The sequence below is a fragment of the Nonomuraea sp. NPDC048916 genome, assembly GCF_040649575.1.
Lineage (GTDB): Bacteria > Actinomycetota > Actinomycetes > Streptosporangiales > Streptosporangiaceae > Nonomuraea.
On sequence record NZ_JBEZFS010000017.1, the window covers coordinates 1 to 25,532 of the forward strand.

General features: G+C 69.5%; 29 protein-coding genes. 17 read left to right on the top strand and 12 right to left on the bottom strand.

Annotated elements, in window-relative coordinates; translation table 11 throughout:
• The 4 genes from AB0C16_RS19570 to AB0C16_RS19585 all read left to right on the top strand — a co-directional run.
• A partial coding sequence (locus AB0C16_RS19570) for a hypothetical protein (protein WP_357684749.1) occupies positions 1-184 on the top strand: 184 nt, incomplete at its 5' end.
• Positions 185-1,643: 1,459 nt separating this feature from the next.
• The gene (locus tag AB0C16_RS19575) at positions 1,644-1,886 is read left to right on the top strand and encodes a hypothetical protein (RefSeq protein ID WP_357684751.1); all 243 of its coding nucleotides are present in this window, start codon (positions 1,644-1,646) and stop codon (positions 1,884-1,886) included.
• A complete protein-coding gene (locus tag AB0C16_RS19580; RefSeq protein WP_357684753.1) occupies positions 1,883-4,030 on the top strand; it encodes a hypothetical protein in 2,148 nt (715 codons plus the stop codon). The genes AB0C16_RS19575 and AB0C16_RS19580 overlap by 4 nt, the downstream gene beginning before the upstream one ends.
• A gap of 165 nt (positions 4,031-4,195) precedes the next feature.
• Positions 4,196-4,675, top strand: a complete 480-nt coding sequence (locus AB0C16_RS19585) for a hypothetical protein (RefSeq protein WP_357684755.1) — start codon at positions 4,196-4,198, stop codon at positions 4,673-4,675.
• 37 nt (positions 4,676-4,712) lie between these two features.
• On the opposite strand, the gene leuA is transcribed toward AB0C16_RS19585, so the two are convergent.
• Both leuA and ddaH read right to left on the bottom strand, forming a co-directional pair.
• Positions 4,713-6,395 carry a 2-isopropylmalate synthase gene (leuA, locus tag AB0C16_RS19590; protein WP_357685252.1) on the bottom strand — a complete coding sequence of 561 codons (1,683 nt, stop codon included), beginning with the start codon at positions 6,393-6,395 and terminating at the stop codon, positions 4,713-4,715.
• Between the two features lie 272 nt (positions 6,396-6,667).
• A complete protein-coding gene (gene ddaH, locus AB0C16_RS19595) occupies positions 6,668-7,408 on the bottom strand; it encodes a dimethylargininase (protein ID WP_357684757.1) in 741 nt (246 codons plus the stop codon).
• A gap of 38 nt (positions 7,409-7,446) precedes the next feature.
• Here ddaH and AB0C16_RS19600 point away from each other — a divergent pair, with 38 nt between their 5' ends.
• From AB0C16_RS19600 to AB0C16_RS19645, 10 genes are all read left to right on the top strand, one after another.
• Positions 7,447-7,692, top strand: a complete 246-nt coding sequence (locus AB0C16_RS19600; protein ID WP_357684759.1) for a DUF2630 family protein — start codon at positions 7,447-7,449, stop codon at positions 7,690-7,692.
• Positions 7,693-7,734: 42 nt separating this feature from the next.
• On the top strand, positions 7,735-8,691 hold the full coding sequence (locus tag AB0C16_RS19605) for a GNAT family N-acetyltransferase (RefSeq protein ID WP_357684761.1): 957 nt from the start codon (positions 7,735-7,737) through the stop codon (positions 8,689-8,691).
• Between the two features lie 26 nt (positions 8,692-8,717).
• Positions 8,718-9,446 (top strand): Mut7-C RNAse domain-containing protein, encoded by a 729-nt coding sequence (locus AB0C16_RS19610; protein ID WP_357684763.1) that lies wholly within the window; start codon positions 8,718-8,720, stop codon positions 9,444-9,446.
• A 193-nt stretch (positions 9,447-9,639) separates the two neighbouring features.
• Complete coding sequence (locus tag AB0C16_RS19615; RefSeq protein ID WP_357684765.1) at positions 9,640-9,942, top strand: urease subunit gamma; 303 nt, start codon at positions 9,640-9,642, stop codon at positions 9,940-9,942.
• Positions 9,939-10,250 carry an urease subunit beta gene (locus AB0C16_RS19620; protein ID WP_357684767.1) on the top strand — a complete coding sequence of 104 codons (312 nt, stop codon included), beginning with the start codon at positions 9,939-9,941 and terminating at the stop codon, positions 10,248-10,250. Before AB0C16_RS19615 ends, AB0C16_RS19620 begins: the two co-directional genes overlap by 4 nt.
• Positions 10,243-11,949 (top strand): urease subunit alpha, encoded by a 1,707-nt coding sequence (locus tag AB0C16_RS19625; RefSeq protein WP_357684769.1) that lies wholly within the window; start codon positions 10,243-10,245, stop codon positions 11,947-11,949. Before AB0C16_RS19620 ends, AB0C16_RS19625 begins: the two co-directional genes overlap by 8 nt.
• Positions 11,949-12,722, top strand: coding sequence for an urease accessory UreF family protein (locus AB0C16_RS19630; protein WP_357684771.1), 774 nt, complete (start codon positions 11,949-11,951; stop codon positions 12,720-12,722). The genes AB0C16_RS19625 and AB0C16_RS19630 overlap by 1 nt, the downstream gene beginning before the upstream one ends.
• 15 nt (positions 12,723-12,737) lie before the next feature.
• Positions 12,738-13,409 (top strand): urease accessory protein UreG, encoded by a 672-nt coding sequence (gene ureG, locus AB0C16_RS19635; RefSeq protein ID WP_357684773.1) that lies wholly within the window; start codon positions 12,738-12,740, stop codon positions 13,407-13,409.
• 2 nt (positions 13,410-13,411) lie between these two features.
• Positions 13,412-14,188 (top strand): urease accessory protein UreD, encoded by a 777-nt coding sequence (locus AB0C16_RS19640; protein ID WP_357684775.1) that lies wholly within the window; start codon positions 13,412-13,414, stop codon positions 14,186-14,188.
• Positions 14,189-14,380: 192 nt separating this feature from the next.
• A complete protein-coding gene (locus AB0C16_RS19645; RefSeq protein WP_357684777.1) occupies positions 14,381-14,872 on the top strand; it encodes a hypothetical protein in 492 nt (163 codons plus the stop codon).
• Here AB0C16_RS19645 and era read toward each other — a convergent pair.
• The 8 genes from era to AB0C16_RS19685 all read right to left on the bottom strand — a co-directional run bounded on the left by era (position 14,863) and on the right by AB0C16_RS19685 (position 20,849).
• Positions 14,863-15,771, bottom strand: coding sequence for a GTPase Era (gene era, locus AB0C16_RS19650; protein ID WP_357684779.1), 909 nt, complete (start codon positions 15,769-15,771; stop codon positions 14,863-14,865). The two genes, AB0C16_RS19645 and era, sit on opposite strands and share 10 nt — an antisense overlap.
• A 17-nt stretch (positions 15,772-15,788) precedes the next feature.
• Positions 15,789-16,265, bottom strand: coding sequence for an NUDIX domain-containing protein (locus AB0C16_RS19655; RefSeq protein ID WP_357684781.1), 477 nt, complete (start codon positions 16,263-16,265; stop codon positions 15,789-15,791).
• A gap of 1 nt (position 16,266) precedes the next feature.
• Entirely contained in the window at positions 16,267-16,587 is a 321-nt protein-coding gene (locus tag AB0C16_RS19660; protein ID WP_357684783.1) for a cytidine deaminase, read from the bottom strand.
• 9 nt (positions 16,588-16,596) lie between these two features.
• The gene (locus AB0C16_RS19665; protein ID WP_357684785.1) at positions 16,597-17,253 is read right to left on the bottom strand and encodes a hypothetical protein; all 657 of its coding nucleotides are present in this window, start codon (positions 17,251-17,253) and stop codon (positions 16,597-16,599) included.
• A 357-nt stretch (positions 17,254-17,610) separates the two neighbouring features.
• On the bottom strand, positions 17,611-18,906 hold the full coding sequence (locus AB0C16_RS19670; RefSeq protein ID WP_357684787.1) for a hemolysin family protein: 1,296 nt from the start codon (positions 18,904-18,906) through the stop codon (positions 17,611-17,613).
• A complete protein-coding gene (gene ybeY / locus AB0C16_RS19675) occupies positions 18,903-19,379 on the bottom strand; it encodes an rRNA maturation RNase YbeY (RefSeq protein WP_357684789.1) in 477 nt (158 codons plus the stop codon). Before ybeY ends, AB0C16_RS19670 begins: the two co-directional genes overlap by 4 nt.
• Complete coding sequence (locus AB0C16_RS19680) at positions 19,376-20,413, bottom strand: PhoH family protein (protein WP_357684791.1); 1,038 nt, start codon at positions 20,411-20,413, stop codon at positions 19,376-19,378. The genes ybeY and AB0C16_RS19680 overlap by 4 nt, the downstream gene beginning before the upstream one ends.
• Positions 20,414-20,504: 91 nt before the next feature.
• Entirely contained in the window at positions 20,505-20,849 is a 345-nt protein-coding gene (locus AB0C16_RS19685; RefSeq protein ID WP_357684793.1) for a histidine triad nucleotide-binding protein, read from the bottom strand.
• Positions 20,850-21,163: 314 nt separating this feature from the next.
• Between AB0C16_RS19685 and AB0C16_RS19690 the strand changes: the two genes are divergently transcribed.
• A complete protein-coding gene (locus AB0C16_RS19690; protein WP_357685253.1) occupies positions 21,164-21,643 on the top strand; it encodes a SigE family RNA polymerase sigma factor in 480 nt (159 codons plus the stop codon).
• Complete coding sequence (locus AB0C16_RS19695) at positions 21,640-22,278, top strand: hypothetical protein (protein WP_357684794.1); 639 nt, start codon at positions 21,640-21,642, stop codon at positions 22,276-22,278. The genes AB0C16_RS19690 and AB0C16_RS19695 overlap by 4 nt, the downstream gene beginning before the upstream one ends.
• Positions 22,279-22,476: 198 nt before the next feature.
• Here the strand turns inward: AB0C16_RS19695 and AB0C16_RS19700 are convergent, their stop codons facing one another.
• Complete coding sequence (locus AB0C16_RS19700) at positions 22,477-23,211, bottom strand: 16S rRNA (uracil(1498)-N(3))-methyltransferase (RefSeq protein ID WP_357684796.1); 735 nt, start codon at positions 23,209-23,211, stop codon at positions 22,477-22,479.
• A gap of 96 nt (positions 23,212-23,307) precedes the next feature.
• Here AB0C16_RS19700 and AB0C16_RS19705 point away from each other — a divergent pair, with 96 nt between their 5' ends.
• On the top strand, positions 23,308-24,396 hold the full coding sequence (locus tag AB0C16_RS19705) for an ATP-binding protein (protein ID WP_357684798.1): 1,089 nt from the start codon (positions 23,308-23,310) through the stop codon (positions 24,394-24,396).
• On the opposite strand, the gene dnaJ is transcribed toward AB0C16_RS19705, so the two are convergent.
• Positions 24,383-25,522 carry a molecular chaperone DnaJ gene (dnaJ, locus tag AB0C16_RS19710; RefSeq protein ID WP_357684800.1) on the bottom strand — a complete coding sequence of 380 codons (1,140 nt, stop codon included), beginning with the start codon at positions 25,520-25,522 and terminating at the stop codon, positions 24,383-24,385. The two genes, AB0C16_RS19705 and dnaJ, sit on opposite strands and share 14 nt — an antisense overlap.
• Positions 25,523-25,532 lie beyond the last annotated feature (10 nt).

The window sequence follows — 25,532 nt, forward strand, 5'->3', positions numbered from 1 at the left end:
GATCAGCGATCCGCGAGGTCACCGTCGCGAGTTCGGCATCCCAGGACACGACGAGATCGTAGGTGAGGCACAAGGTCACTTGCAGACCATCACCGATACACCCGCAGTCACGCTGGCGAACGACTTAAAGATCTACCGATGTAGTACAGGGAAGCCTGCCGACCCTCGCGAAGAGTTTCCCTGAAGCCACAAGATGAGCGGATCCCACCGCAGACATTAGAGCAACCCGCTGAATGCGACGTTCGACAACGAAATCGATATAAGTGTCGTTTCCGCCACCGCGACGGGCAGATCCCATTCCTCTGCGAAAATGCAATCAAGCCTTACTGCAGGGCACGGGAAGCAGTCGTTACCGCTCGCGCCATAGCGAAAACCAGCTTGTCACGCTGCGCCGCATAGCACTACAATGCGCCACGGAACGCTACGAAACGTGACACGAACTCCCCGCAAGGGCACCAATCCACAGCTGCACATTTCACGAATCGTCAATGATGGTGCATCTACCACCAAAGCAAGCGGGAAAGAATGTCCATTGAGTTGGTCTAGCCGACTCACAAACGGACAAACTGCCACAAGCAGGGGAGTCGCTAGTGAAGCACCCAAACGGCAGGAAAGTGAAGGCTGGGCTCGCGACCATGGGGATGGCCACCGCTATGCTCCTCGCGCCGATGCCGGCATCCGCGACATCCGGAGGTGTCGGGACCATGGGATGCCAGTCAACCTATGCGGTTCTCAACTACAGCAGCGGTGGCACTTGGAGCAGAAACTGTAGCGGCACCTACTCGATCGGCAGAAGCGCCAGCAAGTTCTCTGCCGGAGGCTGGTCCGGCTACGTTACCTACCCGGCATGGCCAGACGGCCATCGCGAGTTCTGCGATTTTCAAAGTTTCTCCATAGGCTCCACGGTCACATCGATCACCCTTTACGCCACGAAAGCCCCGTGGTGCCCCTAGCACTAACAAGGCCGAGGAGATTACCTCAGGTGTCGGCCAAGCTGAATTCGCTCGCTGAATTCAGCGGAAGACGACGGCCTTGCCTGCCGGTTTCGTCTCCGCATTCCTGAAGAAATCGTTACATGAGTGGCCCCGGGATCACATTCGATCACGGGGTCACTCCTTTTTCCTCAGGTGTCGTTGAGCCACACGACGGCCGGCCGCGTCCACGGGAGTTGCTTGACGACGGGTTGTGCGCTCAGCCCCACCCGGAGGCGTTCTTCCCGGGGAAGGGCGCCTCGTTCCCGAGGGATGGCTGGGGTGCCGCTGTAGCTCAGGGCGTCAAGAACTCGGATCGCGAACGCTTCTGTGGCGATACGAGCATGCGCCGGGTTTCATTCCCGGCGGGAAAGATCCATGAGTCGCTGTCGATTCTCCCTCGACAAGACCGGCCGCATCAGCGCCCCCCACGGAAGATCACAGCACTGCCAGGCCGAAATGCCGACGCCACACACCCCATCCCTCCGTATTGAAGGAAACCGAAGTCATGCTCACAGTCGGACAAAACAGACTGATGCTAACAAACTCAAAGCGCGCCCTATACTTTCACCGAGTTTCAGCTTGTTTGTTGACGTTGCATACCGTGTGAGCCCGTGGGGGACGCCGCCTCCTGATCTGGTTCTTGTGCAGCGAGCCATGCGAGGAATCATCGTGGCTAACGTCGATCGCGAGGCGATGCGGGCCGTGGCGGAGCGGATCCAGCGGCTGTCGGACGAGCACTGGTGGGCGCTTGATCCCTCCTGCCGCTTGATGGAGAACGACGCGTGGGTGGGGCCGGCGGGCGTCCGGTTCGACACCCAGGTCCACGCCGACCAGCGGGAGCTGCGCGACCTGCTCACGCTGGCCGTACATAGCGCCAGTCAGAAGCTGGCGTCACTTCCGGACAGGCCATGACCGAATTCAGTGGGGTCAAGCAGCCCGAATTCGACACCATGGCGGACGAGCACACGCAGACCGCCACACGGCTGGAGGCGCTGGCGCGGGCCCTCCACGGCGAGCTGCAGAGGGCCGGGCTCGACACCTCTCCGGCCGGACGGCTGCGGGAGCTGGCCGGACGGGTCACCACGCAGGCCGAGGACCTGCGACGACGGCAACGACTGGTCCACGAGCTGCAGCGGCAGAAGGTCACCTTCGGGAGGAGCACACCTGCCGGGAGCTTCCTGGAGATGCCCGACAGGCTGGAGGCCGCCAAAGGACTACTGGACGGGACACTGGCGGGTCGCGCCGCGCTGAATGCCGCGGACGGTGACGCCAGAGCGCTGGCGGAGCTGGAAAAGTACGCGTCACGGACCGGGGACACCGAGTTCGTCAAGGCGTTCCTGGGCACGCTGGGCACCCGTGGCGTGACGCGGCTGCCCGGCTCACTCGCCGCGCAGTTGCGCACCGCCGTGAACCGTGAGAACTCCGATCGCGCGGGCCGGTTCTCCGCCTCAGGCCAGAAGATCCTCAGCATGCTGGCCACCGCCCTGGCCAATGGAACCAACCCGAAGGATCCCGCCTACCTGGGCACCGACTTCCTCAAGGACCTGATGAAGGAGGGCCGGGCCGAGCACAAGGCCGGCGACACGACCTACTCGGGCTACCAGGCCCAGGCGCTCATCTGGCGTGCCCACGACGGGAAGACACCGTACTCGAAGGAGTTCATGGAGGCCGTCGGGCGCGACGTGATCGTCTACGAGTACGAGCAGCGGAAGGACGAATGGGCGGCGAGCAAGGACCCGCTGGGCCGCACCTTCGCGAACGCCCAAATCCCCATCATCGACCTGGCCGGAGCACTCGGCCTCGGCACCTTGCTGAGGCCGGAGACGCAAGCCGGTGTCCCAGGCACGAAGGGCAGATCATCGGTAGTGGACGACCTGTTCCACGCAGCAAGGTCCAGCCGGGAGGCGTCCCACGCCCTGCTGGACCACACCCCGGCCGGGTGGAAGGCGTCCGTGCTGGACCATCTGCTGACTACCCGGTGGGGCGCTTCCCGGTACCTGGACGACTACGCGCCGTTGAACGACCTGCTGGTGACGGCCACCACCGGCCAGGACGCCACCTCTCAGAAGCTGGCCGCCGAGCTGACCAAGATCGTCGCCGACGAAGTGCGCGGCGCCTTCGGCAAAGCCGACGACGGCAACCTGGAGATCAGGGACCGAGAAACATTCGATCGTCTCGCGCCCCTGAGCTACCCCGTTGCCCGCGCGATCTCCGCCAACATCGACCAGCTCTCCCGGCTCCTCCTGAACCATGCGACCTTCGGCAAGGTCGCGGCCCAGGACATGTCCTACGCGCTGGCGCTGGCCACCTCCCACGACGCCGGGTTCGAGGCGCTCGTGAGGGCGCAGACCGAACACATGCGAGCCGCGCTCGACACCGTTCCCCCGGTCGGCCTCAACGCCTCCAACGCCGAGCGGCTCGGTTTCACAAAGTCCGACGTCAAGCGCTTCGACCTCGATGAAGATGGACGGGTCACCAGGGACGACATCCTGCATTTCCTGGAAGACCGGACCAAGGAGGAGGCCTCTCCCTTTGCCCACATCGTGGAGATCCGCCGCCAGGTGCTGATCGCCCAGGGGCTGGACGACAAGAAGGCGGACGAGTCACTGAAGGCCATGGTGCGCGACGCGATAGGGCTACTCCCCGTACCGGGGGCCAAACAGGCGAGCGAGCTGGCCGCCGGAGCCTTCGGCGACCTGGTCAGCAAGCAGTACGACAGGGTCGCCGGGGCCACGTATGACGAGCTCGCCAAACAGGTCGCCCAGCAGATGTCCGCACACGGGCGGCGCCTGGACGAGACACACGGGACGCTGGCGGACAACCTGCTGGCGGTGGAGAGGCTGGCGGAGCAGATGCTCACCACGACCTTGCTGAACAAAGGCCTGCTCGACGGGCTGGACCTGGAAAAGCAGTCATTCACAGCCAGAACTCCGCCGACGATCAAACCCTTCATCGAGATGAGTCCGCAAGAATACAGTAAGTTCCTTGAGTGGACCCGAAAAGCCGGAGGAAGTAGCGGCCTGCTCGTACAGAAATACTTTCCGCACGACCAGTGATGTGAACGACTATCTCGGCCTTGCCGTTCCCTCCTCCTCTCCCGGAGGTGGCAAATGAGACACGCTCGTCTTCCTGTCGCTCTGACTGCTCTCGCGTTGCTTGGCGCAGCCTGCACCCCGGAGACTGATATCGTCTCCACACCGACTCCGGTTACCCAGCCGGTCGTGGATTCCGCACCATACGTCTGCACGTTCATCCCCGACCACGCGTTTCGCCTCGTCACTGGCGTGACCGGACCTCTCGTCGAGAAAACCGACGGTAATGAGAGGAATGGCGACTGCCGGGCTCCTGATGAGGCCATCCGGTCTCTGGAGGTGTGGTGGATGCAGGAAGGCCGAGGGATGCCTCGTGAGCATCTGGATTTCCTTATGAATGACAGGCGTAAGGTCTACAGCACGTATGGCGGAGTCGCGCTCCCTGCCGACCTCGGTGACGGCATGGCAGCGCATCTACCCAATCCCCCATCGGCCGATCAGCCATACCAAGTAAGCGCGAAGTTCCGCTGTGGCGACAGAGAGCGATTGATCGACATTTCTCTCCCTCAAATTGCCAAAGGGCGAGACGCGATCAAGGACATGATCGAGCTCATGCGCATCGCTCAGAAGCGCTACGGCGAGCTGTACGACTGCACCCCCGGCGCGTAAAAACCCCGAGCCCCTCATTCGAGGGGCTCGGGTACGGTCAGCGGGACACGCGGTTGATCGCGGAGATGATGGCCTTGAGTGAGGCCGTGGTCGTGTTGGCGTCGATGCCCACACCCCAGAGCACCCGGCCGTTGATGTCGCACTCCAGGTAGGAGGCCGCCTTGGCATCGCTGCCCGCGCTCATCGCGTGCTCCACGTAGTCGAGCACCCGCACCTGGAAGCCGACCCTGGAGATGGCGTCGATGAACGCCGAGATCGGGCCGTTGCCGACGCCCTCGACCTCGCGGATCTCACCGTCGAGGCGCACGTCGGCGTTGATGCGGTCCTTCTCGTCGACCGTGGACTGGTGGCGGTGCGCCATCAGGCTCAGCCGGCCCCAGCGGTTGGCCGGGTTGGGCAGGTACTCGTCCTGGAAGATGGCGAACATGGTGGCCGGGCTGATCTCGCCGCCCTCGGCGTCGGTGTGGGCCTGCACCACCTTCGAGAACTCGATCTGCAGCCGGCGCGGCAGGTCGAGCTGGTGGTCGGACTTCATGATGTAGGCGACCCCGCCCTTGCCCGACTGGCTGTTGACCCGGATGACCGCCTCGTAGGTGCGGCCGATGTCCTTCGGGTCGATCGGCAGGTAGGGGACGGCCCAGGTGAAGTCGTCGACCGGCACGCCGGCCTCGTGGGCGTCGCGCTCCAGGTGCTCGAAGCCCTTCTTGATGGCGTCCTGGTGGGAGCCGGAGAAGGCGGTGTAGACCAGCTCGCCGCCCCACGGGTGGCGCGGGTGCACGGGCAGTTGGGTGCAGTATTCGGTGACGCGGCGGATCTCGTCGATGTCACTGAAGTCGATCTCGGGGTCGACGCCCTGGGAGAACAGGTTCATGCCGAGCGTGACCAGGCAGACGTTGCCGGTGCGCTCGCCGTTGCCGAACAGGCAGCCCTCGATGCGGTCGGCCCCGGCCATGTAGCCCAGCTCGGCGGCGGCGACGGCGCTGCCGCGGTCGTTGTGCGGGTGCAGCGACAAGATGATCGAGTCGCGGTGCTTGAGGTTGCGGTGCATCCACTCGATCTGGTCGGCGTAGATGTTGGGCGTGGCCATCTCGACCGTGGCCGGCAGGTTGACGATGACCTTGCGCTCGGGCGTGGGCTGCCACACGTCGTTGACCGCGTCGCACACCTCGACGGCGTACTCCAGCTCGGTGCCGGTGAACGACTCGGGAGAATACTGGAACCGTACGTCCACGTCGCTGGCGTCGGCGAGCTTCTTGACCAGTTTGGCGCCCTCAACCGCAATGGCGGTGATGCCCTCCTTGTCCTGGCCGAACACCACGCGGCGTTGCAGGGTGGAGGTTGAGTTGTAGAGGTGGACGATCGCCTGCCCGGCACCCTGGATCGACTCGAAGGTCCGCTCGATCAGCTCGGGTCTGGCCTGGGTCAGCACCTGGATGACCACGTCGCCGGGGATGCGGTCCTCTTCGATGATCTGCCGGACGAAGTCGAAGTCGGTCTGCGAGGCGGCCGGGAAGCCCACCTCGATCTCCTTGTAGCCCATCCGCACCAGCAGCTCGAACATCTGCAGCTTGCGGTGGGAGTCCATCGGGTCGATCAGCGCCTGGTTGCCGTCACGCAGGTCCACCGCGCACCAGCGCGGGGCCTTGGTGATGACCTGGTCGGGCCAGGTGCGGTCGGTCAGCCGGATCGGCTCGAACGCCTGATAGCGCTGGTAGGGCATGGGGCTGGGTTGCTGAACGGTCACGGGCTCGGGCTCCTCGTCGGTCGATGAAAGCGGCCGACGCGCATGACGGGCTCCGCGGCGAGGGAGCCGGCCTCAGTGGCCCCCGCCGCGGCAGCTAAGAAGCAGCACGCGCAGCATGCTTTGCACGCTACCAGACGACCCGCGGTGGACGATCCGGATCCATCACAACCGGAACCCTCACAACCGGATCCACCGCACCCGGCTCCGAAGAGGACCTATCCGATGAGGGCCTATCAGATGAGGACCTATCAGATGAGGACCGAAAGGCAGGTGACGCAGCCTTCCAGCTTCTCGAACTCCGAGATGTCCACCATGGTCACGCTGAGCCCGCGTTCCTCCAGCGCGGCGGCGGTGCGCGGAGCGGAGGCCGCCATCAGGACATGGTCCCCGCCGAGCGTCACCACGTGCGCCCCGGCCTCCTCGGCGGGCTCCAGCAGGTGGGGCAGTTTCACGTGCGCGGCGTGGCCGATGAGCGTGCCGTCGGGCAGCGCGGTGACGGCCGACTTCAGGTGCAGCACGCCCTCCAGGTCGACGGGCACGACCCTGCGTTCGGGGAGCAGCGCGGCCAGCTGGGAGATGGCCTCGTCGTTGGTCCGCGCCGATCTCCCGGCGTACACGGTGGACCCCACCTGGAGCACGTCGCCGCCGTCGAGGGTCCCCGAGCCGCTGATCCGCACGACTCTCAAGCCCAGCATCCGCACCACCGAGGCCACCGATGCCACCTCGGGCCGCCGCTCCTTCGCTCCGGGCCTGGTCAGTACGGCCAGCCGCCCGGAGACCACGACGGTGTCCTCGACGAAGGGGGCGTCGGGCAGGTCGTCGGCCGGTTCGGCGTACACCGGCCGCCATCCCGCGCCGGCGAGGGCGGCCACGTAGGCGTCGTGCTGCCGCGCGGCCAGGCCGGGGTCGACGGGCTCGCGCTGGACGTAGGTGACGAGGCCGTCCGCGATGTGGGGCCCGGGCTTTCTTACCAGCGCGATACCAGACATAGGGCGTGTTCTATCACGAAGTCATTAGAGTCTTGGGCATGCGGGACAACGAGATTCTCAGCAAGATCAGCGCCCTCGTTGATGAGGAGCACGAGCTCCGTGGCAGGCTCTCCGCGGGTGAGGTCACCTCCGATGAGGAGAACGCACGGGTCAAGGAGCTCGAGGTGGCGCTCGACCAGTGCTGGGACCTGCTGCGACAGCGCCGGGCCCGCCGCGGGGCCGGCGAGGACCCCGACAACGCGGCGCCCCGGCCGGTCAGCGAGGTCGAGGACTACGGGCAGTAAATCCGGTGGCCGGGCCCGGCCGGGATGCGCTTGCCTGACCCCATGAAGACGATCGACGACGAGACCCTCGGCCACCTGCACGCGGCCTACGTCCAGGCGGTCGCCGACCAGCCCGGCCCCGTCATGTCGGCACGCCGCTTCCGCCTGATGTTCACCCAGGAACGGCGGGCGTGGCAGGTGCAATCCCACGTCGAGCACGACGGCGACGAGGTCGTGGCCGGATACCGGCTCAGCCTGCCCACGCTCGACAACACGCATCTGGGCTGGCTGGACCCGCTGTTCGTCCGCCCCGACCGGCGCGGCAGGGGCCTCGGGAGCGCGCTGCTCGGCGCGGCGCGCGACCGGCTGCGCGCCGGCGGCAGGCGGCTGCTGCTGGCCGAGACACCCGCCGTGGGCACGGGTGCGCGCTTCGCGAGGGCACATGGCTTCACCGTGTCGCTCACGGAGGCTCGCCGCACCCTCGAACTGGGCGAGGTGGACTGGCACCGGTTCCGCCGCATGCTGCCCCGGCCGCAGGGCTACGAGCTGGAGCTGTGGACCGGCCCCGCCGGACCCGAGCAGCTCGCCGACCTGGCCGTGCTGATGGGCGGTATGAACGACGCTCCGCTCGGCGAGGAGATGGAGGACGCGGTCTACGACGTCGAGCGCGTCCGGGCGCAAGAGGAGTTGATCGTGTCGAGCGGGTGCAACTACTACACCGCGATCGCCAGACGCGTCTCCGACGGCGCGCCCGCCGGCTTCACGCGCCTGTTCGTCGACGCCGACCGCACCGACGGCTGGGCCAGCCAGGCCGACACCGCCGTGCTGCGCCCGCACCGCGGCCACCGGCTCGGCCTGCTGCTCAAGCTGGCCAACCTGATCCGCATGCGCGAGCGGGAGCCGCAGGTCGAGCGGATCATCACGTGGAACGCCACGTCCAACACGCACATGCTGGCCATCAACGAGACGATGGGTTTCAAGCTGCTGGACGCATGGCACATCTGGCAGCTTCGGGCCTGAGAAACCACATCATCCGATCGCGCAGAATGGACATCGTGACCGAACGGGACGCACATCTTCGCATCGCCCCAGAGCTGCTCATGTTCCTGCCCGTCAGTCGCCGGCAGGAGTGGCAGCGGGTGACGCCCGACCGCACCTCGACGCTGGGCCACCACGTGGAGTCGATCGGCATCCCGCTGACGGAGGTCGGCCCGCTGACCATCGGCGACCGGGGCGTCGACCCGTCCTACCTGCCGGTCGCGGGCGACGTCGTGGAGGTGGGCGCGGTGCCGCGACCGCAGCAACTGCCCGACGAGCCCCGCTTCCTGCTCGACGTGCACCTGGGCACGCTGTCACGGCGGCTGCGGCTGCTCGGCCTCGACGCGGCCTACCACAACGACATGGACGACCCGGCCCTCGTCGTGCAGGCCAACGAGGAGCACCGGGTGCTGCTCACCCAGGACCGCGGCCTGCTGCGCCGCCGCGCCCTGTGGCTGGGGGCCTACGTGCGCGGCTCCCGCCCGCAGGACCAGCTGCGCGACCTGCTCGAACGCTTCTCCCCTCCGCTGCGCCCCTGGACCAGGTGCACGGCCTGCAACGGCCTGCTGATCCCGGCCGCCAAGCACGAGGTGGAGCCGCTGCTGGAGGCGGGCACCCGGCGCAACTTCGACGTCTACGGGCAGTGCCGGGCCTGCGGTCAGGTCTACTGGCACGGCGCCCACAGCGGCCACTTGGAGGAGATCGTACAGGCTGCGCGGCAGTGGACTCTGGGCTGACTTATGTGGGTCGAACGGTTCCTGCTACCTGAGTCCAGGCAAGCGGTTCCCCTATCACGTGTTCCCAGAAGTAAGGACTCCAGGTTCGGCCGGTGGCTGATCGGCCACAGCCACACGTGTGCCCCCCGCACCGGAAACCAACACGACATCCCCCGGCAACACCCCCGAAACGGCCGCTTCCTAGGGTCCGGCCATGCGGCTAACCCCACACGAGCAGGAACGCCTGCTCATCCACGTCGCCGCCGGGGTCGCGCGCGAGCGTCAGGCCAGGGGCCTGCGGCTCAACCACCCCGAGGCCACCGCGGTCATCGCGTCGTTCCTGATGGAGGGGGCCAGGGACGGCCGGACCGTGGCCGAGTTGATGGAGGCCGGGCGAGCCGTGCTGGCCCGGGCCGACGTCATGGAAGGCGTGCCCGAGATGCTCGACACCGTGCAGATCGAGGCCACGTTTCCCGACGGCACGAAGCTCGTCACCGTACACAGGCCCATCCCGTGATCCCCGGCGAGTACATCCACCCCGAAGGCGCCATCCCGCTCAACCCGGGACGCGAGCGGGTGACGGTCCGGGTCGTCAACACCGCCGACCGGCCCGTCCAGGTCGGCTCCCACTACCACTTCGCCGCCGCCAACCCGGGGCTGGAGTTCGACCGCGGCGCCGCCTGGGGGATGCGGCTCGACGTGCCGGCCGGCACCGCGATCAGGTTCGAGCCGGGCGTGGAGCGCGACGTGACGCTCGTGCCCATCTCCGGGCGCCGCGTGGTGCCCGGCCTGCGACCGGAATGGGCGGGTCCCCTCGATGGCTGACATCTCCCGCGCCCGCTACGCGGCGCTGTACGGGCCCACCACGGGCGACCGGATCAGGCTGGCCGACACCGACCTGTTCATCGAGGTCACCGAGGACCTGGCGATGGGACCCGCGGGCGCGGGCGACGAGGCGGTGTTCGGCGGCGGCAAGGTGATCCGCGAGTCCATGGGCCAGGCCCGCGCCACCCGTGCCGAGGGCGCGGCCGACCTGGTCATCACCGGCGTGGTGATCCTCGACCACTGGGGCGTGGTCAAGGCCGACGTGGGCGTCGCCGGCGGCCGGATCAGCGCCATCGGCAAGGCCGGCAACCCCGACACCATGGAGGGCGTCGACATCGTCATCGGGCCGTCCACCGAGATCCTCAGCGGCAACGGCAAGATCCTCACCGCCGGCGCGGTCGACTCCCACGTGCACCTCATCTGCCCCCAGCTGCTCGACGAGGCGATCGGCGCGGGCGTCACCACGGTCGTCGGCGGCGGCACCGGACCCGTCGAGGGCACCAAGGCGACCACGGTCACCGGCACCTGGTATCTGGCCAGGATGCTGGAGTCGCTCGACTCCTACCCGCTCAACTTCGCGCTGCTCGGCAAGGGCAACACGGTCAGCTCCGAGGGGTTGATGGAGCAGCTCAGGGCGGGCGCGTCCGGGTTCAAGCTGCACGAGGACTGGGGCACCACGCCCGCCGCCATCGACGCGTGCCTGACCGTGGCCGACGCGACCGGGGTGCAGGTGACGATCCACACCGACACCCTGAACGAGGCCGGGTTCGTGGAGTCGACGCTGGCCGCCATCGGCGACCGCATGATCCACGCCTACCACACCGAGGGCGCCGGAGGCGGGCACGCTCCCGACATCATCCAGGTGGCGTCCCACGACAACGTGCTTCCCTCCTCCACCAACCCCACCAGGCCCTACACCGTCAACACTCTCGACGAGCACCTCGACATGCTGATGGTCTGCCACCATCTCAACCCGTCGATCCCCGAGGACCTGGCGTTCGCCGAGTCGCGCATCAGGCCCACCACGATGGCGGCCGAGGACGTACTCCACGACCTGGGCGCCATCTCCATGATCGGCTCCGACTCGCAGGCGATGGGCCGCATCGGCGAGACCGTCATCCGCACCTGGCAGACGGCCCACGTCATGAAGGGCCGCCGCGGCGATCTCGGCGGGCCGGCCGACAACCTGCGAGCCCGCCGCTACGTCGCCAAGTACACGATCTGCCCCGCCGTCGCCCACGGCCTGGACGCCGAGGTCGGGTCGGTGGAGCGGGGCAAGCTCGCCGACCTGGTGCTGTGGGATCCGGCGTTCTTCGGGGTCAAGCCGGCGCTGGTGCTCAAGGGCGGTGTGGTGGCCTGGGCCCAGATGGGCGACGCCAACGCCTCCATCCCCACCCCGCAGCCGGTGCTGTCGCGTCCCATGTTCGGCGCCGCCCCCGTGACGGCGGCGTCCACGTCGCTGCACTTCGTCTCCCCGCTCGCGCTGGACGAGGGGCTCGCCGGCCGCCTCGCGGTGCGCCGCCGCCTGGTCCCCGTGACCGACGTGCGCGGGCGCGGCAAGCAGGCGATGCCGCTCAACGACGCGCTCCCCCGGATCGAGGTCGCCCCGGACACCTTCCAGGTACGCATCGACGGCGACCTCGTCGAGCCCGCCCCGGCCGCCGCCCTGCCCATGACGCAGCGCTACTTCCTGTTCTGATGAACCCCGCGCTGCTCCTCCTCACCGACTCCCGGCTCCCCGCCGGGGGGCACGCCCACTCGGGCGGCGCCGAGCAGGCCGTCGGCTGCGGCGCCGTCCACGACCTCCCGTCACTCTCGGGCTTCCTCAGGGGCCGCCTGCGCACGTCGGGCCGCGTCGCCGCCGCCCTCGCCGCCGCGGCCTGCGTCCATGCCTCCCGTACGGCCTCCGCACCGCTCGACGAGCAGGGAGGACCGCAGGCGGCGTGGGCCGGGCTCGGCGAGCCGGGAGGAGCACAAGCGGCGTGGGCCGGGCTCGACGCCGAGGCCGACGCCAGAACCGCGTCACCGGCCCAGCGCGCCGCCTCCAGGACCCAGGGCCGGTTGCTGCTCCGGGTGGCGCGCCGGATCTGGCCCTCTCCCGCGTTCGACTTCCTGGCGCGGGCCGTACCCGATCCGCATCACCCCGTCGCGCTCGGGACGGCGGCGTACGCGGCGGGAGCCTCGCCCGGGGAGGCGGCCCTGGCGGCGGCCTACCACGCCGTCACGGGCCCGGCCACGGCGGCGGCGCGGCTCCTCGGCCTCGATCCGGTGGAGGTCCACCGGCTGCTCGCCGACCTCGGCCCCGACCTGACCGAGATGACCGCCGATCCGGTCACCGGCCTCGCACCCACCCCGCATGGAACGGCCGCCACCGGCCGGCGTTGGGCGGATCTGCCCGCCCATTCGGCCCCCGCACTCGACCTCCTGGCCGAGCGGCACGCGGCGGCCGAAGTCAGGCTGTTCGTCTCCTAAGGAAAGGACTCCACCATGGGCGCCCGCCACGACGATCACCACGAGGTTCCCGGCGAGATCGGCCGGGCTCTGCGGCTGGGAGTCGGCGGGCCGGTGGGCAGCGGCAAGACGGCGCTGGTGGCGGCGCTGTGCCGGGTACTCGGCCCGTCGATGCGGCTCGGCGTGGTGACCAACGACATCTACACCACCGAGGACGCCGACTTCCTGCGCGCGGCCGGGGTGCTCGACGAGGAACGCATCCTGGCCGTCGAGACCGGCTGCTGCCCCCACACGGCGATCCGCGACGACATCGCCGCAAACCTCGACGCCGTGGAGACCCTGGAACACCGCTTCGGCCCGCTCGACCTGGTGATCGTGGAGAGCGGCGGAGACAACCTGACGGCGACGTTCAGCCGCGGCCTGGCCGACCGGCAGATCTTCGTCCTCGACGTGTCCGGCGGCGACAAGGTGCCCCGCAAGGGCGGTCCCGGCGTCACCACGGCCGACCTGCTGATCGTCAACAAGACCGATCTGGCCCCGATGGTCGGCGCCGACCTTGGGGTGATGGCCCGGGACGCGGCCGCCGTGCGCGGCGGCCGGCCGGTCATGTTCACCTCGATCAGGCGGGAGCCCGCAGTGGCGGAGGTGGCCGCCTGGGTGTCCGGCCAGGCGCGCGCCTGGCCCCAGCGGCCCGCTCACGTGGCCTGACCATGCGGCCGAGTGACGCCCTGCCCGGCGCGCACCGCGCGATGCGCGCACGCGCCGCCGTCGCGACCCGCCTGGCCGACGGTCGTACGGTGATCAGCCGGCTGGCCTCGGCGCCTCCGCTGACGTTCCGCCAGACGGGCGCGCGGACCGTGCACCTCGTCTCGACCGCGGCGGGCCCGCTCGGCGGCGACCACCTCGAACTCGACCTCGACGTGGCCCCGGGCACCAGCCTGGAGGTCGCTTCCGTGGCGAGCACGCTGGTGCTCCCCGGCCGGGGCTCATCCCACATGCTGATCACCGCCCGGGTCGGCGCGGGGGCCTCGCTCCGCTTCACGCCCGAGCCGACGGTCCTCGCCGCCGGCTGTTCGCACCGCCTGACCGTACGGCTGACCCTGGCGGCGGACGCGCGCGTGCTCTGGCGCGAGGAGATCGTGTTCGGCCGGTACGGCGAACGTCCGGGCCGCTGCCATGCCCGCTTCGACGCCACCTGCGACGGCCGCCCCCTGCTCAGGCAGGAGCACGTCGTCGGCGACCCGGCCCTCGACACCTCCTCGGCGATCTACGGCACCGCCCGCTGCGTCGGCACCACCCTCATCACCCCGGCATCGGCCACCTCAGCCACCGCCGCCCGGCAGGCGGTCATCGGTGACGGAGTCGCCGTGCTCCCGCTGGCCGGCCCCGGCATCCTGGTGTCCGCGCTCGCCGCCGACGCCGTCGACCTGCGCGGCCGCCTGGAATGGGGCGAGTCACGGGCGTCCGGCCTGCTCGGCGCCCTGTGACCGTCTGAGCTCCAGAACCACCCGGCCGCCGGGGCCGAGCCGAGTCCCGGGCGGTCGGCTCACTACCCGCACGCCAACCGGCCGAAGCCGAGTCCGGCGCGGATGACTCACCCCGGCACGCCTACCGGCCGAAGCCGAGAGTCCTGGGCGGGTGGCCTGGTCGGGACCGCCCGGCCGTCTTATGGTGATCGGGTGGCCGACTACCTTTCGCCGGGCCCCGCGAAGCGCCGGTCGCGGCGTGGTTACCCGTTCGCCGTCACCGTCGCCGCGGCGCTGCTCGTGTTCTGCGCGATCCTGCCGTGGGCGGGCGTCGAGGCCAGCAGCGACCTGATCGGCGGCGCCGTCTCCCATGACGTCCGAGGCACCGACGACGGCTTCGGCGTCTACACGCTGATCGCCGGGATGGCGGCGCTGGCCTTCGGCCTGGCCGGGCTGATGACCCGCCCCTGGATCGCGGCGCTGGCCGCGCTGCCGGGCGCGCTGGCCACGCTGATGCTGGTGTTGTACGTGACCGATCCGGCGGGCGTCGGCGAGCGGATCTCCGTCGATCTGGGCAGGGTGCTGTCGGTGGAGCCGGTGATCCGTTACGGCTGGTTCGCCGCTCTGGCCAGCTCGCTGGCGTTGATCGTCTTCGCGCTGCTCTCGCTGGTGCCGGCGCTCGCGAGCCGGGCCGATCAGTCGTAGAAGCCCAACCGGCGCAGCTGCTTGGGGTCGCGCTGCCAGTCCTTGGCCACGCTGATGCGCAGGTCGAGGTAGACGCGGGTGCCGAGCAGCGCCTCGATCTGCTTGCGGGCCCTGGTGCCCACGTCGCGCAGCCGCTCGCCCTTGTGTCCGATCACGATCGCCTTCTGCGACGGGCGCTCCACGAACAGGTGCGCGTAGATGTCGAGCAGGTCGTCGCGCCCCTCGCGCGGCAGCATCTCGTCGACGACCACGGCGATCGAGTGGGGCAGCTCGTCGCGTACGCCTTCCAGCGCCGCCTCCCTGATCAGCTCCCCCACCAGCACCTGCTCGGGTTCGTCGGTGAGCTGGCCGCCTTCGTACAGCGGAGGGGACTCGGGCAGGTGCTCCACGAGCACGTCGGCCAGCACGTCGAGCTGGTCGCCGCGCTCCGCCGACACGGGGACGATCGCGGCGAACTCGCCGAGCTGCGACACCGCCAGCAACTGGGCGGCGATCTGTTCCTTACTGGCGAGGTCTGTCTTGGTGACCACCGCGATCACGGGTGTGCGTTTGACCGCTGCCAGCTTGTCGGCGATGAAGCGGTCGCCCTTGCCGATCGGCTCGTTGGCGGGCAGGCAGAAGCCGATCGCGTCGACCTCGGTGAGCGTCGACAACACCAGGCTGTCGAGGCGCTCGCCGAGCAGGGTGCGCGGGCGGTGGAGCCCCGGGGTGTCGACGATGACGATCTGGGCGTCGGGCCGGTGCACGATGCCCCTGATGACCCGGCGGGTGGTCTGCGGCTTGGACGAGGTGATCGCCACCTTCGTGCCGACCAGGGCGTTCATCAGCGTGGACTTGCCGACGTTCGGCCTCCCCACGAAGCAGGCGAATCCGGCGCGATGGTTGTCTGGCGAAGTCACCCCGCAATTCTGGCCCATCATCGGCCCTGGTCTCGCCACCAGGCGAACACGTCGGGCAGCACCCGCGGCGACCACGGCGTCATCGTGAGCCCGGGCAGCTCCTGCTCGGTGACCCAGCGGGCTTCGGTGATCTCGTCGCCGTCGGGGACGGGGGTGCCGGACGCGAGCACGCAGCCGTACACCGCGATCATGTAACCGCACTGGTGCCCGTTGGGGTAGACGGTGCGGAACTCCGGCCCGCCGTAGACGCCGATCAGGCCGCGTACGGCGATGTCGATGCCGAGCTCCTCGCGCAGCTCCCTGACGACGGTCTCCTCGGGCCGCTCGTCCGGGTCGACGCCGCCGCCCGGCGCGGCCCAGAGGCCGATGTCTCCGTGTCGCGCGACCAGCAGCCGCCCGGCCTCGTCGAACACGCAGCCGCAGGCCGACGGCAGCATCAGCAGGTCGGAGCCCACCTTGGCGCGCACTCCGGCGAGATAGGGCGAGATCGGCATGTCAGCTCCGGGGGGTGCCGTCGGGACCGGCCACGACCAGCGCCTTGACGCCCAGCTCGCGGGCCACCGCCTCGTCCGCGGCGCTCGGCCCGTCGCCCGCCGTGACCAGCGCCGCCGCCTCGAGCGACCGCGCGCCGCTGGAGATCGCCATGGCGACCGCCACCTGCACCGCGGAGAGCTTGAGCGCCTCGAGCGCGACGTCGGTGGCAGAGTAGGTGCGCCCGGTCTCGTCGCGCACGGCGGCGCCTTCGGCGGAGCCGCTGCGCGCTCTGGAGGCTCGGGCCAGGGTGATGAGTTTGCTGTCTTCAGGATCGAGAGTCACGGCACTAGGTTAGGCGCTGGCCATGCCCATCACAGCGGTGAGGAGCTGCCGCGTGCGCTCCCGGTCGACCCCGGCCATGCCCGTGTGCACGAGCGAGACCAGAGTGTCGCCCGAGCGGGCGAGCACCACGTCCAGCGCGTAGGGGTAGCCGTTCAGCTTCCCGCGCAGCTCGGCGCCCACCGCCTCGTCCCCCACGTCCTGCAGCGGCAGCTCGTGCAGCTTGAGGCGGGTGCCGCCGCGTGAGCGCACCTTCCGGCAGTCCGACAGGGCCGCGGCGAGATCGTCGATGTGCCCTTCGGCCTCGGAGCCCGCGTAACGGGCCAGCCCCACCCCGACCTGCTCTCCCAGCTCGTCGCCCTGGTAGGTGACCGCGGCCTGCGCGGTCAGCGCCCGTGCGGGCGCCCTGCCGCCGACGGGGGCGAGCACGGCCCGGCAGTTACGGTTCGCGGCCGTGAACGGCGCCCGCCACGCCTCCTGGGGCTGGAGAGCGAAGCCGTCGGGCAGCCGGGAGGCACTGCCGAGCGCTCCCTGGAGCCGGGCCAGCGCCTGTGGGTCGGCGTAGTCCTCGGTCTTCCCGCTGCCGCACCCCACCAGGCATCCGATCAGGAGCCCGCTCACCAGGCCACAGGCGACGACCAGGCCGGTGATCCGCAGTCCGCGTTTCATGATTCCCCCCGCAGGCGATCTCCCCGGGGGTCGAGTACGGCAATCCACCAGACCCGTCAATAAAGGTCCAAACGCCAAAAGGGTGTTCTCGCCCGTTTATCAGACGAGAACACCCCTTAAGCAGCATCACGATCGGCTAGCAGACCGAGATGCCGTCACCCCCCAAGAGAGTGTCCTTCCCACCGCGAACCCCACCCGGTGTTCGGGACGCTTCCCTTCGTGACACCCACCGCACTGGGGTGTCGAGCAACAGACTGGCGCAGAGCGCTTGCAGACGGCTTGTAGAACACTTGCCACAATCACCCACAACACCGACACCGGTCGCTCCCGTCCAGCCTGGGCGGAGGGCCCCGAAGGTCAGTCCTGCTCCGCGGCGGCCGGCATGACATCGGCCTCGGGCGGCGCGACGCGGCGGACCACCACGGTGCTGATGCGGTTGCGGCGGCCCGCCAGGCTCTCGGCGGTGAGCCGCAGACCGGCCACGTCGGCCTGCGACCCGGCGATCGGCACCCGGCCGAGCGCATGGGCCAGCAGCCCGCCCACGGTCTCGACGTCGTCGACCTCGATCTCGGTGTCGAACAGCTCGGCCAGCTCGTCGACCGGCATCCGGGCCGTCACCCGGACCCCGCCGTCGGGCATGGACTCGACGCGGGGCGCCTCCTGGTCGTACTCGTCGGTGATCTCACCGACGATCTCCTCCAGCACGTCCTCGATCGTGACCAGCCCGGCCGTCCCGCCGTACTCGTCGATGACGATCGCCATGTGGATCTGCCGGGCCTGCATCTCGCGGAGGAGCTGGTCGATCGGCTTGCTCTCGGGCACGTACGTGGCCGGGCGCATGATCGACTCGACCTTCTCCTTGCTGCTGTCCTGGCCCGCCTCGTGCACCCTGCGGGCGATGTCCTTGAGGTAGGCGATGCCGATGACGTCGTCTTCGTTCTCGCCCACGACGGGGATGCGGGAGAAACCGCTGCGCAGCGCCAGTGACAGGGCCTGGTTGAGCGTCTTGCCCCGCTCGATGAACACCATGTCGGTGCGGGGCACCATGACCTCGCGGACCAGCGTGTCGCCCAGCTCGAAGACCGAGTGGATCATCTCACGCTCGTCCGGCTCGATCATCCGGCGTTCCTCGGCCAGGTCGACCAGGTCGCGCAGCTCGGCCTCGGAGGTGAACGGGCCGTCGCGGAAGCCCTTGCCGGGGGTCAGCGCGTTGCCGACCAGGATGAGCAGCTTGGGCAGCGGGCCGAAGATGCGGGTCAGGCCGTAGACGATCGGAGCGCCGGCCAGCGCTATCGGACCGGCGTGCTGGCGGCCCAGGGTGCGGGGGCTGACTCCGACGATCACGTAGCTGACCAGGATCATCACCGCGGCGGCGGTGAAGTAGGCCCAGCCCTGGTCGCTCATCAGGTCGATGAACAGCAGCGTCGCGATCACCGTGGCGACCAGCTCGCAGCTCAGTCTGAGCAGCAGCAGCAGGTTGAGGTAGCGCGGCGGGTCGTTGACGATGGCCTGCAGCCGCTCGGCGCCCCGCCTGCCCTCACGCACGAACTCGTCCGCGCGCACCCGGGAAATGCGCGTCAGTGCCGTCTCCGCACTGGCGATCAGCCCGCCGATCACCACGAGGGTGATGGCCAGAGGCAACCAGGCGTTCACCGCGCGCTGCGCACCTCCTGCCACGACTCGAGGAGCCGGGCCTGCAGACCGAACATCTCCTTGTGTTCGTCAGGCTCGGCATGGTCATAACCGAGCAGGTGGAGAATGCCGTGCGTGCACAGCAGCTCGAGCTCGTCACGGGTGTCGTGACCCGCCTCGGCCGCCTGCCTGGCGGCCACCTGCGGGCACAGCACCACGTCGCCGAGCAGCGCCGGATCGGTGGGGACCTCGGCGTCGCCGCGCGCCCCGCCACCGGGACGCAGCTCGTCCATCGGGAAGGCCAGCACGTCGGTAGGGCCCGGCTCGCCCATCCACTTCTCGTGGAGCTCGGCCATGGCCTCCTCGTCGATGATCATGATCGACATCTCGGCGAGCGGGTTGATGCCCATCTCGCCGAGCATGTAGCCGGCCAGCTCGACGATGCCCTCCTCGTCGACCTCGGCGCCCGACTCGTTGTTGATCTCGATGCTCATCGCCGTTTGCCCCGCTGCTGGATGGGTTTGGCGGTGCTCGGCTCCTGCAGCGCGTCGTAACGGCCGTAGGCGTCGACGATCTCGCTCACCAGCTTGTGGCGCACCACGTCGGCGCTGGACAGGCGGGCGAAGTGGATGTCGGGGATGCCGTCGAGGATCTGCTGGACGACGCGCAGCCCGCTGGTCGTGCCCACGGGCAGGTCGACCTGCGTGACGTCGCCGGTCACCACGATCTTGGAGTTGAAGCCGAGCCTGGTCAGGAACATCTTCATCTGCTCGGCCGAGGAGTTTTGAGCCTCGTCGAGGATGATGAAGGCGTCGTTGAGGGTGCGGCCCCGCATGTAGGCCAGCGGCGCGACCTCGATCGTGCCCGCGGCCATCAGCTTGGGGATCGAGTCGGGATCGACCATGTCGTGCAGCGCGTCGTAGAGCGGGCGCAGGTAGGGGTCGATCTTCTCGTAGAGGGTGCCGGGCAGGAAGCCCAGCCGCTCTCCGGCCTCGACCGCCGGCCGGGTCAGGATGATCCGGTTGACCCGCTTCTCCTGCAGCGCCCGCACGGCCTTGGCCATCGCGAGGTAGGTCTTGCCGGTGCCCGCCGGGCCGATGCCGAACACGACCGTGTGCTTGTCGATCGCGTCGACGTAGCGCTTCTGGTTGACGGTCTTCGGCCTGATCGTGCGGCCACGCGAGGAGAGGATGTCGAGCGACAGCACCTCGGCCGGCCGGTCGGAGGTCATCCGCAGCATGGCGATGCTCCGCTCGACCGCGTCGGGTGTGAGGTCTCCCCCACTGCGCAGCACCTCGACCAGCTCCTCGAACAGCCGCACCACGGCGCCGCTCTCGTCTGGGCTGCCGGTGACGGTGATCTCGTTGCCACGCACGTGGATGTCGGCCCTGAAGGCGCCCTCGATGACGCGCAGCAGCTCGTCACGGGAGCCCAGGAGGCTGACCATCGGATAATCGTCTGGGATCAGCACCTTGGCTTGAGTGCGCGAAGGAGGTGCAGTCCGTCGGGATTCGTGTAGTTCGGACATGGGCAGGCCCGTGGCCTGATGCCTCCCGGTCTGTTTGGATGTACTTCTCCACACATCGTAGCCGGGACCAGGCCTAGCGCTCGCGTCAATATCAACCGGGCGGCCACGACAGGCCACGCCCGCCGAGCATGTGCGCGTGCACGTGGAACACGGTCTGCCCTGCGCCCGGCCCGGTGTTGAACACGATGCGGTAGCCGCCCTCGGCCACGCCCTCCTGGACCGCCACGGCGTGCGCGGCCTTGATCACGTCGTCGGCGAGCCCGTCGTCGGCCTGGGCCAGCGCCGCCGCGTCGGCGTGATGCTCCTTCGGTATGACCAGCACGTGGGTGGGCGCCTGCGGGTTGATGTCGCGGAACGCCAGCGCCCTGTCGGTCTCAAGTACGATCTCAGCAGGGATCTCCCTGGCCGCGATCTTGCAGAAGAGGCAGTCGGTCACAGGAGCACCATACCGACAGGGCCCGCAGCCACCCGGGCGGGTCCGATTCGCCGCGCCCCGTTGCGAATCGGTAATCGTCCGTGCCGTGCGCCGGAAGATCCTCGCGGTTAGGGTGGGTGTGCGACACTTCAGCAAAGTAGGACGATTCAGGGTCGGGCGAGGCCACCTGGCGAGGACACGACTGGGTAATGCCCCCAAAGGAACCGGAAGAGCGTAAACCCACTGGGAAGGCCGCGCGTCCCACAGATGTGACCACCGAAACCCTTCTGGCCGACAGGTCGTTGGGGGCGGTGCCGGTCGGGTGGGATGCCGATATGGCCGTGACTGCGCTCTACAGCGCGCACTTTCGGTCGTTAGTGCGTCTCGCTGTGTTGCTGGTGCGAGATATGGCAACCGCCGAGGAAGTCGTACAGGACGCGTTCGTCGCCATCCATGGCGCCTGGCGCAGGCTGCGCGATCCCGACAAAGCACTCGCCTACCTGCGCCAATCCGTCGTCAACCGGTCGCGTTCCGTGCTGCGTCACCGCGCGGTCGTCGAGAAGTACGCTCCCAAGGGTCTGCCCGACGCCCCGAGCGCCGAGAACGGCGCGATCGGCGAGCTCGAACGCTCAGCGGTCATCGAGGCTCTCCGGTCCCTGCCGACACGTCAGAGAGAAGCACTCGTCCTTCGTTACTACGGTGATCTGTCCGAGGCTGAGATCGCCCACGCCATGGGCATCAGCAAGGGCGCGGTCAAGAGCCACACCGCGCGTGGCATGGCCGCCTTGCGATCTGTCCTGGAGAAGATGTCATGACCCAGCCCCCCGACGAGTACGGCGACGTACTACGCCGTGCACTCCGCGCGGAGGCGGACACGGTCGTGCCCTCGCCGGAAGGACTGGAGATCATCCGTGCCCGCATCGAGCGGCGCGGCGTGCGCAACCTGTTCTGGTGGCGGGCGGGCGCCGCCGCGGCCAGCGCGGTGCTGGTGGCGGGCACGATCGTGATGGTCGTCCCCGAGCTGCGCCAGCAGGTCCTGCAGGAGACCGTCCAGGAGATCAGGAACACCTCCACGCCTCCTGCCAACTCCTCCACCAACCGGGCCGTGTCGCCCGAGCCGACCGAGCAGAGCGACCCGCCGAACGTCGTGATCATCCCCGATCCGACCACGCGACCGCCCAAGCAGCCGTCCGAGACCGCGAAGTCGACCAGCAAGCCGACCCCGACCCCGACCACCACCCCGTGCCCCACGGCGGTCGCGGAGGAGCCGGCCGAGCCTCGCGACGACTGTCCCACGGCCACGCCGACCCCCACGTCCACCCCGACGTTCACCGAGCCGGACGCGCCCGCCGCCAACTGCCCCGACACCGAGTGCCCGCCGACCGACCCCAACCCCACACCCGCCGAGATCGCCAGCCCGTTGGCCGGCACGCCCCTCCCCACCCCCTGAGCCCACACTCACATGGGCGGCACATGCCCCTCCCGCCCCTGAGACTCACCGGGCGGCACACCTCTCTCGATGCCCCGCGACCCGCGCTCACCATGGGCGACATGACCCTCCCCACTCCCTGAGACCACACTCGGGCGGCACGCCCCTCCCGTGAGACCGCGCTCGCGGCACGTCTCTCTCGACACCCGAGCCCCTCGCTCACCAGCGGCCGCTCCGCGTGAGCAGTACGGCCGCCGCCGCCACGCCCGCCGTCGAGGTGCGCAGCACCGTGGACCCGAGCAGGACCGGCACGGCCTTCGCCGCCCTGAACCCGGCCAGTTCCTCCTCCGAGACCCCGCCCTCGGGCCCCACCACCACGACGATGTCACCGCCGCCGGGAAGCTCCCTGCCGGACAACGGCTCGGCCGCCTCCTCGTGCAGCACCAGCCCCAGGGCCGCGCCGGCCAGCAGGGCCTCGACCTGCGCCGTGGACGCCGGCTCGGCCACCTCCGGCAGGTGGAACCTGCGCGCCTGCTTGCCCGCCTCGCGAGCCGTGGAGCGCCAACGGCCGAGCGCCTTGGCCGCCTTGTCGCCCTTCCACTGCGTGATGCTCCGCGAGGCCGCCCAGGGAACGATCACGTCGACGCCCACCTCGGTCATCATCTCGACGGCCAGCTCGCCCCTGTCGCCCTTCGGCAGGCCCTGCACCACGACGAGCCGCGGACTCGGGGCCGCCACCTCGTAGCGCCTGGTCACGGCGAGCCTGAGCGTGTCCCTCAGCGCCTCGCTCACGACGCACTCGGCGACCGTGCCCGCTCCGTCGGTCAGATCGACCCGCTCCCCCGCCCGCAACCGGCGCACGACGGCCGCGTGCCGCCCTTCGGGGCCGTCGAGCACCACCTCCGGCCCCTTGAACTCCGCAAGATCGGCGGCCAGGAAAACCGGCACGGTCACCGGCGATCACCCCAGATTCCTACAATCGGTAGTCAATAGAACACACAACGAATACGGTGTGCATTTCCTGACGTCACTTTACGAGGGGTCAGCGAGATGACCGATCGCCCCGCTCACACCCGCCGTCCCCGGCGTCCACTCACGTCCCGGGCCCGCGTCACACTCCTGCTCGGCCTGTCCGCTCTGGCCCTCTTCCCCATCTCCCCCACGAACACGGACCGGGCCGTCCCCGCCGCCCCGGCCGGCAGGCTCGTGCCCGCTGTGCCCGTCGTGCCCGTCGTGCCGCAGGCGGGCCGGACACCCGACGGGCTGTCCGCGCCGGGCAAGACACACGCTCCCCCCACCCCACCCGGCGCCCTGCTCGATGTCCCGTCCCGCGATCGGCTCGGCACCCCGTCCGATGATCCGCCCGATGTCCCGTCCCGCAGTCGGCTCGGCACCCCGTCCGATGACCGGCTCGATGTTCCGTCCCGCGATCGGCTCGGCACCCCGTCCGGTGTCTCTCCGGCGGGCCTGCCGACCGCCGCGCCGCTGCTGGCCGCCGCGACCGGGATCGCCCTGGTGGCCGTGACGGGGGTCGCGGGCGCCTCCCGCTCGATCCGCCGCCGACGCGTCTGCGGCAAGGTGGCGGGGCCGGTGCTGCGCAGGGCCGCCGCGCGCCTGCGGGCGGCCTCGGCCGCCGACGTGGTCGAGGCGGCGCTGGCCGGGGTGGTGGACCGGCAGCGGGTGGAGGTGCGGGCTCTCGACCACGCACTGGTCAGGGGCGCGATCGTGGCCGAGGTCGCGCACCTGCTGACCGAACTCGTGGAGAACGCGCTGGTGTTCTCGCCGCCCGGCTCGCCGGTGGAGATCAGGGGCCGCGCCGGAACCGGCGGCTATCACGTCACGATCGTCGACGAGGGGATCGGCATGAGCGACGACGAGCTGGCCACGGCCAACGCCCGGGTGCGCGGTGAGCAGAGCCTGCTGGTCGCGCCCACCCGCTGCCTCGGCCATCACCTGGTCGGCCGGCTGGCGGAACGGCTGGGCATCCTGGTCTGGCTGCACGAGTCTCCGCGCAACGGCGTCACCGCGCGGGTAGTACTTCCCAGGAGGCTGCTGGACGGGCGTGCGAGGCAGCCGGGCGAAGGCCGCAGGGCGACGTCGTCAGGCGCGGACGCGCCCGGCGACCTCACCTCCCGTTGAACGCGTCACGCAGACGGGAAAAAAAACCTTGCTGCCCAGGGGCGAACTTGCCGGGAGGGCGCTCTTCGCCACGCTGCTTGGCCAGCTCGCGCAGCAGCTCCTCCTGCGCCGGGTCGAGACGCAACGGGGTCTCGACGTTGACGTGGATCAGCAGGTCGCCGCGGCCGCTCTCGTTGAGGCGCTGCACACCCCGGCCGTACATGGTGATGACCTGGCCCGACTGGGTGCCCGGCCGCACGTCGACCTCCTCGGAGCCGTCGAGCGTCTCCACCGCGAGCACGGTGCCGAGGGCGGCGGCCGTCATCGGGATCTGGACGGTGCAGTGGAGGTCGTCGCCGCGCCGTTCGAAGATCTCGTGGGCTCGCTCGACGATCTCCAGGAAGAGGTCTCCGGGCGGGCCGCCGCCGGGACCGATCTCGCCCTCGCCGGCGAGCTGGATGTGGGTGCCGTCCTCGACGCCCGCGGGAATGCGGACCTTGATGGTGCGACGGGTGCGTACGCGGCCGTCGCCCGAGCACTCCTGGCAGGGGTGGCGGATGACCGACCCGAAACCGCCGCACTGCGGGCACGGCCGGGAGGTCATGACCTGGCCCAGGAACGAACGGGTGACCTGGGAGATCTCGCCGCGTCCGTTGCACATGTCGCAGGTGTCGGGGTGGGTGCCGGGGGCGGCGCCGGCGCCCTGGCACACCTCGCACAGCACGGCCGTGTCGACGACCAGCTCGCGGGTGGTGCCGAACGCGGTCTCGCGCAGGTCGAGCTCGACGCGGATCGTGGCGTTGCGTCCTCTGCGGGCCCGCGACCGGGGGCCGCGCGCGCCGCCTGCCGTGCCGAAGAAGGCGTCCATGATGTCGCTGAACGGGAAGCCTGCCCCGAAACCGCCCGCTCCGGCACCTCCGCCGGCACCGCCGAAGGGGTCGCCGCCCAGGTCGTACATCTGGCGCTTGTTGGGGTCGGACAGCACCTCGTAGGCCTGCGTGATCTCTTTGAACCGCTCCTGGGTCTCAGGATCGGGGTTCACGTCGGGGTGCAACTCGCGGGCGAGTCTTCGGTAGGCCTTCTTGATCTCGTCCTGACCGGCGTCACGTCGCACCCCGAGGGTGGCGTAGTAGTCACTGTTTGCCACTTATCGACCT

Bases quoted from the DNA above. Each gene is read 5' to 3' on its own strand.
- AB0C16_RS19680 (WP_357684791.1), bottom strand. From the start codon at position 20,413: ATGTCCGAACTACACGAATCCCGACGGACTGCACCTCCTTCGCGCACT.
- ybeY (WP_357684789.1), bottom strand. From the start codon at position 19,379: ATGAGCATCGAGATCAACAACGAGTCGGGCGCCGAGGTCGACGAGGAG.
- ureG (WP_357684773.1), top strand. From the start codon at position 12,738: ATGGGCGCCCGCCACGACGATCACCACGAGGTTCCCGGCGAGATCGGC.
- AB0C16_RS19625 (WP_357684769.1), top strand. From the start codon at position 10,243: ATGGCTGACATCTCCCGCGCCCGCTACGCGGCGCTGTACGGGCCCACC.
- leuA (WP_357685252.1), bottom strand. From the start codon at position 6,395: ATGCCCTACCAGCGCTATCAGGCGTTCGAGCCGATCCGGCTGACCGAC.
- ddaH (WP_357684757.1), bottom strand. From the start codon at position 7,408: ATGTCTGGTATCGCGCTGGTAAGAAAGCCCGGGCCCCACATCGCGGAC.
- AB0C16_RS19630 (WP_357684771.1), top strand. From the start codon at position 11,949: ATGAACCCCGCGCTGCTCCTCCTCACCGACTCCCGGCTCCCCGCCGGG.
- AB0C16_RS19605 (WP_357684761.1), top strand. From the start codon at position 7,735: ATGAAGACGATCGACGACGAGACCCTCGGCCACCTGCACGCGGCCTAC.
- AB0C16_RS19705 (WP_357684798.1), top strand. From the start codon at position 23,308: ATGACCGATCGCCCCGCTCACACCCGCCGTCCCCGGCGTCCACTCACG.
- AB0C16_RS19695 (WP_357684794.1), top strand. From the start codon at position 21,640: ATGACCCAGCCCCCCGACGAGTACGGCGACGTACTACGCCGTGCACTC.
- AB0C16_RS19600 (WP_357684759.1), top strand. From the start codon at position 7,447: ATGCGGGACAACGAGATTCTCAGCAAGATCAGCGCCCTCGTTGATGAG.
- AB0C16_RS19690 (WP_357685253.1), top strand. From the start codon at position 21,164: ATGGCCGTGACTGCGCTCTACAGCGCGCACTTTCGGTCGTTAGTGCGT.
- AB0C16_RS19615 (WP_357684765.1), top strand. From the start codon at position 9,640: ATGCGGCTAACCCCACACGAGCAGGAACGCCTGCTCATCCACGTCGCC.
- AB0C16_RS19665 (WP_357684785.1), bottom strand. From the start codon at position 17,253: ATGAAACGCGGACTGCGGATCACCGGCCTGGTCGTCGCCTGTGGCCTG.
- AB0C16_RS19610 (WP_357684763.1), top strand. From the start codon at position 8,718: ATGGACATCGTGACCGAACGGGACGCACATCTTCGCATCGCCCCAGAG.
- AB0C16_RS19655 (WP_357684781.1), bottom strand. From the start codon at position 16,265: ATGCCGATCTCGCCCTATCTCGCCGGAGTGCGCGCCAAGGTGGGCTCC.
- AB0C16_RS19640 (WP_357684775.1), top strand. From the start codon at position 13,412: ATGCGGCCGAGTGACGCCCTGCCCGGCGCGCACCGCGCGATGCGCGCA.
- AB0C16_RS19580 (WP_357684753.1), top strand. From the start codon at position 1,883: ATGACCGAATTCAGTGGGGTCAAGCAGCCCGAATTCGACACCATGGCG.